This window comes from Nocardioides sp., assembly GCF_014360585.1.
Classification (GTDB): Bacteria; Actinomycetota; Actinomycetes; order Propionibacteriales; family Nocardioidaceae; genus Nocardioides.
Map to the genome: position 1 here is coordinate 1 of NZ_JACIXG010000042.1, position 12,433 is coordinate 12,433.

Sequence of the window (12,433 nt, forward strand, 5' to 3'; positions counted from 1 at the left end):
GACCTTCTGATCGGTGGCGCACTGGTGTCGGAGCTCGCGCTCTCCGGTGCGGTCCACCTGCAGCGGAACCCCGGGACAGACCTGGTGGAAGTGCACCCGACCGGGGTCGGGTTGCCTCACGATCCGTGCCTCCAGCGCTGCCTCACCTTCGCCGGCGGCAGACCACGGCCGGCGCCGCTGATCACGAGCTGCGGCACCCAGATGTTCGACCACCTCATCGAACGCCTCGTCCATCGCGGCATGCTTCGCCGAGAGCAGCAGAAGCGATTCCTCATCACCAGCACGACGACCTGGCCGGCGGATGAGATCAGCTACAAGCAGGACGTGCGCCGCCACCTCGCCGCCGCCCTGTTCGACGCCCACGTCCACCCGAGCCGTCGCACGGCGACCTTGATCGGCCATCTCGCGGCCGTTGACCAGGCCCACCGACTCTTCGTCTCTCCCGGCGTACCCCCGGCGTACGTGATGCAGCGTGCCGATCGCGTCTCCAGAGGTGATTGGGTCGCGGCCACCGTGCGCGGCATCTTCCGGGCTTCTCGTTCCGGCTGGGGCGGCGGTGGTGGGGGCGGTGGCGGCGACATCGGCGGAGGCGGCGACGGAGGCGGCGGCGGCGGCGAATGATGTCCCGGCTTGCTCAGTCGACTCGGCCGAACCTCGCCAGATAGTGCCAGACTCGTTTCACCGACTGCGGGTCATGATCACCCGACCGCGCAGCAGCTCCGAGAAGATCAGGCGTGAGTACGTCACCGAGTGACCGAGCCAGGTCGACGTACTCCTGTCCGCGGTAGCCCGGATCGAGGCCGTCGGTGGCGACCCGGAACCCGGGATGCCACTCCACCGCGCAGTCCAGCTCGGAGGCCGCGCTCTCGACTTTCGTCCCGCGGAAACATGGGTCGAGGACGACCGCCTCCACGTCCCGCGCGATGGCGACGCCACCATGCACGTGCGCCTCGACGCACTCATCGAGATCGTCGAACCCCGAGGCATCGGCCGTCGCCGACAGGTGCGGCAGCATCTCCGGGCCGCCGTGATCGGTCGGCTCGAAGACCGAGTCGGGAAAGCAGAACGTGCACCGCTCCGCCACGTCGCTCCGCAGCCGCAGATGCGCCGACCCGAACCGGATCGCACCACCGTACGGGTCATCTCGACGATTCCAGGCTCCGTAGACCGGCCGCTCGGCGGCTGGCGCCTGATCGTAGCGGCCACCGAACAGCCGACTCTCCCAACGCCACCGGTCTCCACCCGGATACGCCGTCAACCCGCCGTTCGACGTCCTGGTCTCGAACTGCGACCGATACCTCCCGTCCCGTGCCAGCGACTCGATCACCAGCCCACCGGCGTGCGGCCAGTCGGGGTGGAACTGCAGCGTGACCCTCATCGTCGCGCAGCGACCGCGCTCACGAACGCGCGCACGAGCGGGTGGACCGGCGCTCCGCCGAGGGCGCCGATGTGGGGCTGGAACATGCTGGTGACGTAGAACGGGTGGTCGGGGAACTCCAGCACCTCCGCGCCGGCGTCGTCCGCGGTGGCACCGACCACGACACCGGCCTTCTCCAAGGCGGCCACTGCCTCGGCCGTCGGCGCGTAGTTGCAGAAATGCATGCCGACGAACGGCTCCGGCTGCCAGTCCGCGAAGCGGGTGCCGGGGACCGGGGTCACCAGCCGCTCCTCGCCGTAGAGCGAGCAGGCCAGCGCGGCAACCGCGTTGTCGACGCCCGCCCCGTCGGACTCGGCGTGGGTCGCCGCGGAATCGAGCACGTTGCGGGTCCACTCCAGCACGGCGTACTGCATCCCACCGCACACCCCGAGGAACGGGATCCCCCGCTCCCGGACGACCTCGAGGGCCGCGATCACCGCGACGTCGTCGGCATAGGGCGACCCAGGAACGAGCCAAACGCCGTCGTAGCTCGAGATCTCGAACCCGGAGTCGGTCGGCACCCACTCCGTCTCGCCCCCGAGCTCGGCCAGCTGCGGCCGAAGCGCGTTGAGCTCCTGATGGCTACGGTGTCCCCGGTCGTCGCCGAGCAGTGCGATCATGCGCCGAATCCTCGCAGCCACGCACCGGCTTGATCCAACGATTTCCACCCTGGCAGACTAAGTCGGACTAACCTAGACTGGTCTCATGACGACGCAGGTCAACATTCACGAGGCGAAGACGCATCTGTCTCGCTTGGTCGATCAGGTTGAGCACGGCGAGACGGTGATCATCGCGCGGGCAGGCAAGCCAGTCGTCCAGATCACGGCCCTTCCGCAGTCCAAGGTCCGGCTCGGTGGCCTCCGCGGTATGTTCTCGCTGCCGAGCGACGACGAGTGGGAAGCGATGGACGAGGAGATCAGGGGAATGTTCGACCCGGAGCTCGAGATCCAGGCGAACCGCGACTGATGCTGCTCGACACCAACGTCCTGATTCGGATGACAGCCTTCCCGGACACGTTGGGGTCCGTGGCGTGGGACCTCATCGAAGGCGGTCCGGTCTATGCATCATCGATCTCCCACTTCGAGATCACGATGAAGAGGATGCTCGGCAAGCTGGATGCACCCGACGATCTCGTCCGGCTCTTCGGCGATCAGGGCATCACCCCGCTTCCGTTCACGGAACGGCACGCGGCACGCGTGGCCAAGCTCGAGGCGTTGAGCAAGCACGACCCATTCGACCGCATCCTGGTTGCTCAGGCCGCAGCGGAGGGCCTCGAGTTCATGACGTCCGATCGGATCTTGCTCGGGCTCGGCTACGACTGGATCGTGGACGCACGTAAATAGGTCGAAGTTCGCAGCCACTGGGTGACTGCGAACTTCGACCTACCTCACTCCTGCGGCTTGATGCCCAGCCGGTCGAGCTCCTCGTCGATCACCGACGGGTCCAGCTTCTGGAAGACCGGGGTGGGCTTGGCGACCGGCGTGCCGACGACGATCGGGTGGCGCTGCCAGATCGGTGCGCCGGAGTAGTCGCCGGTGATGATCGGGTAGGGCTTGCCGTCGTCGAGGTCGTCGACCTCCTCGATGCGAGGCATCGGGGCGACCTCGCCCTTGCCGCCGAGGGCCTTGTCGATCTCGTTGGCGGAGAACGGCAGGAACGGCGACAGGATCAGGTTGAGGTCGGCCACGCACTGCGCCATCACGTGCAGCACGGTTCCGAGGCGCTCCCGGTCCTGTCGAGCCTTGGCCAGCTTCCACGGCTCGAGGTCGGTGACGTACTTGTTGACCTCTCCGACGGCTCGCATCGCCTCGCCGATCGCCTGCTTCTGCCGGTGGCGGCCGATCAGGTCCCCCACCGTGGCGAAGGCGCCGCCGACGGTGTCCAGGATGGCCTTGTCGGCCTCGGTCAGCTCTCCCGCAGCGGGCAGCTCGCCAAAGTTCTTCGCGATCAAGGTGGCGGTGCGGTTGACCAGGTTGCCCCAGCCGGCGACGAGCTCGTCGTTCGTACGCCGCACGAACTCCGCCCAGGTGAAGTCGGAGTCGTTCGACTCCGGGCCGGCAGCGGCCACGAAGTAGCGGAACGCGTCGGGCTGGTAGCGCGAGAGGAGATCGCGCACGTAGATCACGATCTTCTTCGAGGAGGAGAACTTCTTCCCCTCCATCGTCAGGTACTCGCTGGAGACGACCTCGGTCGGCAGGTTGAGAGCGCCGTACGAACCCGGCTCACCGCCCTTCGACCCCTGGCCCGAGTAAGCGAGCAGCTCGGCCGGCCAGATCTGGGCGTGGAAGACGATGTTGTCCTTGCCCATGAAGTAGTACGACTTTGCCGTCTCGCCCTCTGGCGCCGCCCCGGGGTTCCACCACTGGCGCCACGCCTCCGGGTCGCCGGATCGCCGCGCCCACTCGATCGAGGCGGACAGGTAGCCGATGACCGCGTCGAACCAGACGTACATCCGCTTGGTCGGGTTGTCGCGCCAGCCGTCCAGAGGCACCTTGATGCCCCAGTCGATGTCGCGCGTCATCGCCCGCGGGCGGATCTCCTTGAGGATGTTCTGGCTGAACCGGATGACGTTGGGACGCCACAGGCCGGTCTGCTCACGCTCGTCGAGGAAGGCATGCAGCGCCTCGGCCAGCGCCGGCAGGTCGAGGAAGAAGTGCTGGGTCTCGACGAACTCGGGTGTCTCCCCGTTGATCTTCGAGACCGGGTTGATCAGCTGGTCCGGGTCGAGCTGGTTGCCACAGGTGTCGCACTGGTCGCCACGCGCCCCCTCGGCCCCGCAGATCGGGCAGGTGCCCTCGATGTAGCGGTCGGGAAGGGTCCGCCCGGTCGACGGCGAGATCGCGCCCTTCGAGGTCTGCTCGATGAAGTAGCCGTTGTTGTAGACCCCCAGGAACAGCTCCTGCACCACCGAGTGGTGGTTGGCCGAGGTGGTGCGGGTGTAGAGGTCGTACGTCAGGCCGAGCGAGACCAGGTCCTCGACGATGATCCGGTGGTTCTTGTCGACGAGCTCCTGAGGCGTCACGCCGGCCTCGTCGGCGGCGATCAGGATCGGGGTGCCGTGCTCGTCGGAGCCGGAGACCATGAGCACGTCGTGGCCCGCCATCCGCATGTACCGACTGAAGACGTCGGAGGGCACGCCGAAACCGGCGACATGGCCGATGTGGCGCGGGCCGTTGGCATACGGCCAGGCGACTGCGGACAGAACTTTGCTCATGGCTCCATCCTAGGGAGCCTGCGTCACCGGGCCTCTATCGACACCGGCTCACGGGTTGAACATCTCGTCCCGCTGGTGAGCGTACTTCCGGATCCACGGCAGCCACTTGGCGAGCTGGGCGCCCGGGCAGGAGGTCTCGTTGGTGTGGAAGTGGCCGTCGATGACCCAGACCCGGACCCGGCGGCCCGCCGGGAACCGGTCGCTGCCCTTCGAGACGGTCACCAGCTTGCCGCGCGCGTCGCGGCCGGCCATGTCGAGCTTCCAGGCCGCCATCCGCTCGGTCTTGATGAGCGCGTCGTCGGAGGGACGTACGTTCTCGAAGTTCCCGAGCAGGGCGATGCCCATCGACTGGTGGTTGAAGCCACGTGTGTGGGCGCCCTTGACGAGCCGGTCGATGCCGCCGGAGCGGCCCTCCCAAGCGCGACCGTACTTGTCGATGAGGAAGTTGTAGGCGATGTCGAACCACCCCAGTGACCTGGTGTGATAGCTGTAGATGCCGCGGATGATCCCCGGCACGTCGCCCTTGGAGTAGTTGTTGCTCGTGGCGGTGTGGTGGATGTGGACCTGCTTCAGCGCGGTGTTGTACTCCGGGCGGCCGTTTCGCCAGGAGTTGTTGGCACCCCACTGCGTCCGGGTGTAGATCACCGGCTTCGGCGCCCACCGCGGGCGCGACCGAGCCACCCGGCCGGTGACGCCGCTCTGGGCGGCCCGGTCGTCGGCCTTCTTCTTCGGAGCCTTGACGTCCTCCTGCGGCCCGGTGTTGATCAGGGTCAGCACGAGATCCTTGGGCTGCGCACCCTCGACCCGAACCTGTACGCCGCTGGCCCGGCCGGTCCACACCGGCTGAGTGCCACGGCGTTCGACCTTGCCGCGGGCGGCGACAGCACCTTCGGCGCCGTCGGGCAGGTCCTCCTGCAGCGGCAGCAGCTGCCACCCACGCCACTGGTCGGACTTGCTCACCCGCACCTCGACCTTGGGCGTCTCGGCGCCGGTCCAGGACACCCCGACCATCGAGAACGTCGTCGTGCTCAGCCTCTCGGTCGAGGCCGCACTGCCCGACCGCTCGGTCAGCCTCGAAGGAAGCTTCACGTCACGGGTGGCGATGCCGTCCTCGAGGCGAGGCAGCTTGATCAGCTGGCTGTCCTCGGCGGCGGCCGGATCGATCCCCGGGACGAACCCGGAGCCGATGGCAGGCACGAGCATCGACGCGCCAATGACGACAGCGGTCAGGGTCACTGTGAAGACGCGGGGGAAGCTGGCCATACCCCTGATTTTGGAGAATCAGAAGCCCGACATGCCGCAAACGCATGTGTTCGGTGTGTCGATCCGGCCGGTGGTCGAGCTTGTCGAGGCCTGAAACTGTCGAGACCGACCTTGTTCAGTAGCCCGAAACGAACGGAATCGGCCGTCCGGCGTACGCCGCCAGGTGCTCGTAGGCCCCCGACCCCTCCGGCGCCGAGAGGGCGTCGGCGAAGGCCCGCCCCTTGCGCTCCGGCCCGAGGATCCGGTCCATCGCGACGACCGCCCGCTGGGCGACCGCCTCGTCCAGGCTGTCGGTCGGACGGCCGAGCGCCGCGCACAGGTCCCAGGTGTGGACCGCGATCTCGGCCGACTGCCAGTCGGGGTCGACCATCACCATGTCGTCGGCGCCGACCTCGCGCCACAGGTTGATCAGCGCGTTGCCACGCGTACGCAGCTCCTCACCCAGGTTGACCGCGTAGTCCTCGCGCCCGGCCCATCCCGGAGGCGAGCCCTGGAGCATCGTCACGAAGACGCGGGGCTGGGCGATCATGTGGTTGGCCAGCTTGCGCAGATCCCACTCAGGACACGGCGTCGGCCGGGTCAGGTCGTCCGCCGTGACGGTGTCGAGAAGCTCTGCTGCCTGCGTCAGGGCCCGCTGCAGCGCGAACACCCCCATCTGGTCAACCACATGACCATGGTGTCAGGAGACCTGCCGTCCCGCGAAAGCAGCCAGCCGCTCGTACGCCCCGGCACCCTCGGGCGCCGCCACCTCCGCACCGAACGCACCAGTGCGCATCTCCGGCTTGAGGGTCGCCTTCATGAACTCCAGCCCGACCTCGGCCAGCTCGGGATCGAGCTCGGCGGACGGGACGTCGAGCGCCTGCGCGAGATCCCAGGAGTGGGTGGCGTACTCGGCGACGAGCAGGCCGACCGGCACCACCGCGCCGCCCTCCCAGCCGTCCGTGCCGGGGCCCTGTTCCCACGCCCGCAGCACGTCGTCGGCGCTGGCCCTGAACGCCTGCCCCCAGTCCTCGCTGACGTGCGGCGTCGGCGCGCCCCAGTCCGGCTCCCCGCCACCGATCATGGTGACGAAGTTGGTCCCGTCCGCGATCACGTGGTCGGCCAGCGCGCCGACGTCCCACTGCTCGCACGGCGTCGGCCGCGAGACCGTCCCGGCGTTCACCCGGCCGAACAGGCCGCCGGTCTGGCCCAGCGCCCGCGAGAGGATTGCTGCCTCGTCTGTAGTAGTCACGCCGTCAACGTACGACCGGTCGGGCCGCGGCGTCACCGGCAATTCGGCCGCGGGCAGGCTCAGCTGAAGTCGAGGTCGTGGACCCGGGCGCGCTTGAGCTCGTAGACGTAGGGGTAGGCGGTGATCAGCTGGAAGCCGTCCCAGAGCTTGCCGGCCTCCTCGCCCTTGGGCGCCTTGGAGATGACGGGCCCGAAGAAGGCCGAGCCGTTCATCGCGATCGTCGGGGTGCCGACATCGTTGCCGACCTGGTCCATGCCCTCGTGGTGGGACTTCGCAATGGCCTCGTCGAGCGAGGAGTCGTCCATCGCGTCGGCGAGCTCGGCGGGCAGCCCGACCGAGGTCAGCGCCTCCTCGATCATCGCCCGGTCGAACTCGCGGCCCTCGACGTGGCGGCGGGTGCCGAGCGCGGTGTAGAGCTCGGCAAGCTTCTTCTGGCCGTACTCGTTCTGCACCGCCATGGAGACCCGCACCGGGCCCCACGCGGTCTTCAGCATCTCCCGGTAGTCGTCCGGGATGTCCTTGTCCTGGTTGAGGTACGCCAGGCTCATGATGTGCCACGTCACCTCGACGTCGCGCACCTTCTCGACCTCGAGGATCCAGCGCGAGGTGATCCACGCGAACGGACAGGCCGGATCGAACCAGAAGTCGGCTGCGGTCTTCTCGGACGGCGAGGCGGGAGTGGTCTGTGTCATATCGACACCAACCACTCCCGCCCCGGATCTGTTCCGCTCAGCTGACGCTGGTGAAGTCACCCCCGCTGGCCCAGTAGGCGACCTCGTCGCCGCTGTAGGCGGCGGTGACGGCGTACTCGCCCGGGGGCAGCTTGACGAAGGTGACGCCCGCCGTCCCGTTGCCGAGGGACTTGGTGACCGTACGTCCACCGTTGGTCGTGATCTTGACCGAGCCGCTGGGTACGTAGCCCGGCGCAGTGACCTTGACGACCACCTCGGCCTCCCGAGAGCCTCCGGTGGCGGTGACCTCGACGGTCGGCTTCACGCGGACCCGGCCGCTGGGACCGTACGTCTTGGACACGGTCTGGCCGCTGCCGGAGCGGGCGACCACGGTGACGCTGAGCCGGCGACCGACGTCGGATGCCGTCGGGCGGTACTTCTCGGTCGTCGCCCCCGAGATGGGCGTGCCTTCGCGCGTCCACTGGTAGGAGACGTCCACCGCTTCGCTGAAGCTGCCCGGAGCGACCTGCATCAGGCCGCCGAGGCGGGTGCCGCCCTTCACGTAGCCGGCCGCGGTCTGGGTCAGCGACCCGCTCGACGGCTCCGGGTTCGGCTCCGCGGGTTGCTGCGGAGCCTTGCCGCCGCCGACGACCGAGGTGGCGAAGGCGTAGGAGTGCTTCGGCTCGTAGCCGTCCTGGACGCCGACGACGACAGCGCCGATCCTCTTCCCCGACGCCGCTGCTGGCACCTTCAGGAAGCGGGACTTGGAGCGCGCGATCAGCTTCTTGTCCGCGTACCACCTGACTTCGCCGATCTTCGCCGACGGCTCGTACGCCGCTCCGCCGACGGAGATCGTCGAGCCGACCTTCTGAGCTCCGGAGATCTTCGGCTGCTTCAGCACCCTGAACGTCCCCTGCTTGATCGGCGGCAGGATCTCGCTCATCGTCTTGGCGTCGCTGTAGTCCCGGCGGGTGCCGGTGAGCACCGCCGCGATCTGCTTGCCGGCGAGGTGGCCGGGGATGCGGAAGGTCTTGTTGGTCGCACCCGGGATCGGCTTCTTGTCCACGATCCACTGGTAACGGATCTTGTTCGGGTTCGGGCTCCACGAGCCGGTGTCGACCGTGACCGCCTTGCCGACCTGCGCCGTTCCCTCGACCGTGGGCGCCTTGGTGACAGAGAGACGCTGGTCGTTGAAGTGGATGAACCCGGTCGGGTAGTTCGTGGAGCCCTTGCTGATCCGGCGCCAGCTGATGTCGCTGCCGTAGTTGGACTCCGAGATCGTGATCGAGCTCGAGCCGACCTGCTCGACCATGGCGACGTGCCCGAAACGGCTCGCGCTCGGGTGCGAGGAGTGCCACCAGGCGACCGAGCCCACGGTCGGGGTCCGGTTGGTCAGCTTGCTCATCGCCACGCCCCAGTTGGTCGCGTTGCCCTCGCCCGACCAGGGGCGAGCGTTCGGCAGACCGGTCTGGATCAGCTTGTACGCCACGTAGTTGGTGCAGTTCCTTCCGGCGTACATCCGCCAGTACATGCTCCCCCAGGCAGTCTCGTATCCGCCGGTGGGATAGCCCTTGCTGCGGCAGTCCGAGAAGCCGGAGCAGAGCGTGATGGAGCCCGCGTGCGCCGGTGATGCCAACTCAGGGGTTGCTTGTACACCGAGGCCGACGAGCAGCAGAACCGCGCCGGTGACCAAGGTCCGGCGCAGCGCCCCGCCAGGCTTCCCCACCCGGCGCGACTCATGTGAGTACTGATGTTTCTGTGACTTAAGGGGCACATGAGCACCCTAGGGAAAGTTGTCAACCATTGATACCGGTGTGTCGGAATTACAACACTGTATTTTTACTTTTCACGCTCAGCGACACCCAAGAACGGTCAACAAACGCGATATAGATGTCTCGAAATCCGGGCAGAATGAGAGGATCCCCGCATGCCTGGAACCAATCTCACGCGTGCCGAAGCCACCGCTAGAGCCGCCCTTCTCGACGTCCTCTCGTACGACATCGATCTCGACCTCACCACGGGTACCGAGACGTTCGGTTCGACGACGACGATCACCTTCACCTCCACCGAGGCCGGCGCCTCGACGTTCGCCGATCTCGTCGACGCGACCGTCCACGAGATCACTCTCAACGGCGTCGCGCTCGACCCCGCGGTGGCGTACCAGGATTCTCGGATTCTTCTCGACGGCCTCGCTGCCGAGAACGTGCTCGTCGTCAAGGCCGACTGCACCTACTCCCACACCGGCGAGGGCCTGCACCGCTTCGTCGACCCCGCCGACGACCGCGTCTACCTCTACTCCCAGTTCGAGGTCCCCGACGCCCGCCGCGTCTACACCACCTTCGAGCAGCCCGACCTCAAGTCCGTCTTCACCTTCCACGTGACCGCTCCTGAGGGCTGGAAGGTCGTCTCCAACGCGCCGACCCCCGAGCCGAAGCCGCTCGGCGACGGTCGCGCGACCTGGGACTTCGAGCCCACCAAGAAGATGTCGACCTACATCACCGCGCTGATCGCCGGTGAGTACCACGAGGTCCAGGACGTCTACGAGGGCAAGTTCGGCACGATCCCGCTGGGCCACTACTGCCGCCAGTCGCTGGTCCCCCACCTCGACCGCGACGAGGTCGTGAAGATCACCAAGCAGGGCTTCGAGTTCTTCGAGGACGCCTTCGACTTCCCCTACCCGTTCGGGAAGTACGACCAGCTCTACGTGCCTGAGTACAACATGGGCGCGATGGAGAACGCCGGCGCCGTGACGCTGCGCGACGAGTACCTGCCGCGCTCCAAGCAGCCGCGCTCCTTCTACGACTTCCGCGCCTCGGTGATCCTCCACGAGATGGCGCACATGTGGTTCGGCGACCTGGTCACCATGAGGTGGTGGGACGACCTCTGGCTCAACGAGTCGTTCGCCGAGTGGGCCTGCTACCACGCCCAGGCCAACGCGACCGAGTTCACCGACGCCTGGACCGGCTTCACCAACGCCCGCAAGCAGACCGGCTACCGCCAGGACCAGCTGCCCACCACGCACCCGATCGCCGCGGACAACTACGACCTGCAGGCCGTCGAGGTCAACTTCGACATGATCACCTACGCCAAGGGCGCCTCCGTCCTGAAGCAACTGGTGGCATGGGTCGGGCTGGAGCCGTTCCTGGACGGCCTGAAGGCCTACTTCAAGGAGTTCGCCTACGGGAACTCCGAGTTCAAGGACCTGCTGCGCCACCTCGAGGCCTCCTCCGGGCGCGAGCTCCAGGGCTGGGCGCAGGAGTGGCTGCAGACCGCCGGCGTCAACACCCTCGCGCCGTCGTTCGAGCTGGCCGAGGACGGGACGTACGCCTCGTTCGCGGTCAGGCAGAGCGCTGCCGCCGACTACCCGACGCTGCGTCGTCACCGCATCGGCCTCGGCCTCTACGATCTCGTCGAGGGCGCGCTCGTCCGCCGCGACGCGTTCGAGATCGACGTGACCGGCGAGCTGACCGAGGTTCCGCAGCTGTCCGGCGTCAAGCAGCCCGACCTGCTGCTGCTGAACGAGGGCGACCTGACGTACGCCAAGATCCGGCTCGACGAGCGTTCGCTGGCCACCGCGCTGTCGTCGCTCTCCGCGCTGGACGACTCGCTCTCGCGTGCACTGATCTGGGGCGCCACCTGGGACATGACCCGCGACGCCGAGATGCGGGCGACCGACTTCGTCGAGCTCGTGCTCGCCAACATCGGCCAGGAGACCGACGCCTGGGGCGTCACCCGGATCCCGGTCTTCGCCGCCCAGGCGGTGGGCTCGTTCTCCGCTCCGGCCAACCGCGACTCCCTCAAGGCGCGCTGGGAGACGGGGCTCAAGAGCCTGCTCGAGGCTGCTGCCCCGGGCAGCGACCACCAGCTGACCTTCGCCCGGACGTACGCCGCGGCAGGCCGCTCCGAGTCCGCGATCGCCGATCTCCAGGGGCTGCTCTCCGGCGCCCTTGCCTTCGACGGTCTCGAGGTCGACCAGGACCTGCGCTGGGCGCTCGTCACCGGCCTGGCCGCCTCGGGCACGTTCGGCGAGGCCGAGATCGACGCCGAGCTCGAGCGCGACAACACCATCTCCGGCAAGGAGAAGGCCGCCGCCGCCCGCGCCGCGCAGCCGACCACCGAGGCCAAGGAGGCGGCCTGGGAGTCGGTCGTCGTCCGGACCGACGTGGCCAACGAGACCGCGCGCTCGATCGTGCTCTCGTTCCAGCGCACCGGGCAGGACAAGGTGCTCGCGCCCTTCGTCGACCGCTACTTCGAGGCCGCCGACACGCTCTGGGAGCACCTCGGCACCCACCGCGCCTCGACGGTGCTGGAGCACATCTTCCCGAAGCCGGCCGCCTCCCCGGAGCTCCTGGAGAAGGCCGACAAGTGGCTGGAGACCTCCCCCGCCGAGCCGGCCGCCAAGCGGTACGTCCGTGAAGGACGTGACGAGGTCGCCCGCGCCCTCGCCGCTCAGGAGCGGGACGCGCAGTAGCACCACCCCGTCGGTCGAGCCGGGTTCGTGAGGTACGAGCGAACCCGTGTCGAGACCAACACAGTCCTGTCGAGCAGCGATGGGACCGTGTTGGTCTCGACACGCTCGGCCGCAGGCGGCCTCACGGCTCGACCGGCGGTGGCCGAAAACGAACGAACGGAAGGGA

12 protein-coding genes are annotated in these 12,433 nt (G+C 67.9%); 4 read left to right on the forward strand and 8 right to left on the reverse strand.

Annotated elements, in window-relative coordinates; translation table 11 throughout:
• On the forward strand, window positions 1-621 hold a 621-nt coding region (locus H5T77_RS14870; protein WP_292650499.1), incomplete at its 5' end, for a GOLPH3/VPS74 family protein.
• A 13-nt stretch (window positions 622-634) separates the two neighbouring features.
• Here the strand turns inward: H5T77_RS14870 and H5T77_RS14875 are convergent.
• Together H5T77_RS14875 and H5T77_RS14880 are read right to left on the reverse strand one after the other, a co-directional pair.
• Window positions 635-1,378, reverse strand: coding sequence for a DUF3626 domain-containing protein (locus tag H5T77_RS14875; protein WP_292650500.1), 744 nt, complete (start codon window positions 1,376-1,378; stop codon window positions 635-637).
• Window positions 1,375-2,037, reverse strand: coding sequence for a glutamine amidotransferase-related protein (locus H5T77_RS14880; protein WP_292650502.1), 663 nt, complete (start codon window positions 2,035-2,037; stop codon window positions 1,375-1,377). Before H5T77_RS14880 ends, H5T77_RS14875 begins: the two co-directional genes overlap by 4 nt.
• Before the next feature lie 85 nt (window positions 2,038-2,122).
• Here H5T77_RS14880 and H5T77_RS14885 point away from each other — a divergent pair, with 85 nt between their 5' ends.
• Both H5T77_RS14885 and H5T77_RS14890 read left to right on the forward strand, forming a co-directional pair.
• The gene (locus H5T77_RS14885; protein WP_292650504.1) at window positions 2,123-2,383 is read left to right on the forward strand and encodes a type II toxin-antitoxin system Phd/YefM family antitoxin; all 261 of its coding nucleotides are present in this window, start codon (window positions 2,123-2,125) and stop codon (window positions 2,381-2,383) included.
• Window positions 2,383-2,760: a type II toxin-antitoxin system VapC family toxin gene (locus tag H5T77_RS14890; RefSeq protein ID WP_292650505.1), complete on the forward strand. Its 378-nt coding sequence runs from the start codon at window positions 2,383-2,385 to the stop codon at window positions 2,758-2,760. The genes H5T77_RS14885 and H5T77_RS14890 overlap by 1 nt, the downstream gene beginning before the upstream one ends.
• Window positions 2,761-2,804: 44 nt before the next feature.
• Here the strand turns inward: H5T77_RS14890 and metG are convergent, their stop codons facing one another.
• The 6 genes from metG to H5T77_RS14920 all read right to left on the reverse strand — a co-directional run bounded on the left by metG (window position 2,805) and on the right by H5T77_RS14920 (window position 9,522).
• Window positions 2,805-4,631, reverse strand: a complete 1,827-nt coding sequence (gene metG, locus H5T77_RS14895) for a methionine--tRNA ligase (protein ID WP_292650508.1) — start codon at window positions 4,629-4,631, stop codon at window positions 2,805-2,807.
• 48 nt (window positions 4,632-4,679) lie between these two features.
• Window positions 4,680-5,894 (reverse strand): peptidoglycan recognition protein family protein, encoded by a 1,215-nt coding sequence (locus H5T77_RS14900; RefSeq protein WP_292650509.1) that lies wholly within the window; start codon window positions 5,892-5,894, stop codon window positions 4,680-4,682.
• Between the two features lie 115 nt (window positions 5,895-6,009).
• Entirely contained in the window at window positions 6,010-6,561 is a 552-nt protein-coding gene (locus H5T77_RS14905; protein WP_292650510.1) for a TIGR03086 family metal-binding protein, read from the reverse strand.
• A 12-nt stretch (window positions 6,562-6,573) separates the two neighbouring features.
• Entirely contained in the window at window positions 6,574-7,125 is a 552-nt protein-coding gene (locus tag H5T77_RS14910) for a TIGR03086 family metal-binding protein (RefSeq protein ID WP_292650512.1), read from the reverse strand.
• Window positions 7,126-7,184: 59 nt separating this feature from the next.
• Window positions 7,185-7,817 (reverse strand): mycothiol-dependent nitroreductase Rv2466c family protein, encoded by a 633-nt coding sequence (locus tag H5T77_RS14915; RefSeq protein WP_292650513.1) that lies wholly within the window; start codon window positions 7,815-7,817, stop codon window positions 7,185-7,187.
• A gap of 37 nt (window positions 7,818-7,854) precedes the next feature.
• A complete protein-coding gene (locus tag H5T77_RS14920) occupies window positions 7,855-9,522 on the reverse strand; it encodes a CHAP domain-containing protein (protein WP_292650514.1) in 1,668 nt (555 codons plus the stop codon).
• 201 nt (window positions 9,523-9,723) lie between these two features.
• Between H5T77_RS14920 and pepN the strand changes: the two genes are divergently transcribed.
• A complete protein-coding gene (pepN, locus tag H5T77_RS14925) occupies window positions 9,724-12,267 on the forward strand; it encodes an aminopeptidase N (RefSeq protein ID WP_292650515.1) in 2,544 nt (847 codons plus the stop codon).
• The last annotated feature ends 166 nt before the right edge of the window (window positions 12,268-12,433 follow it).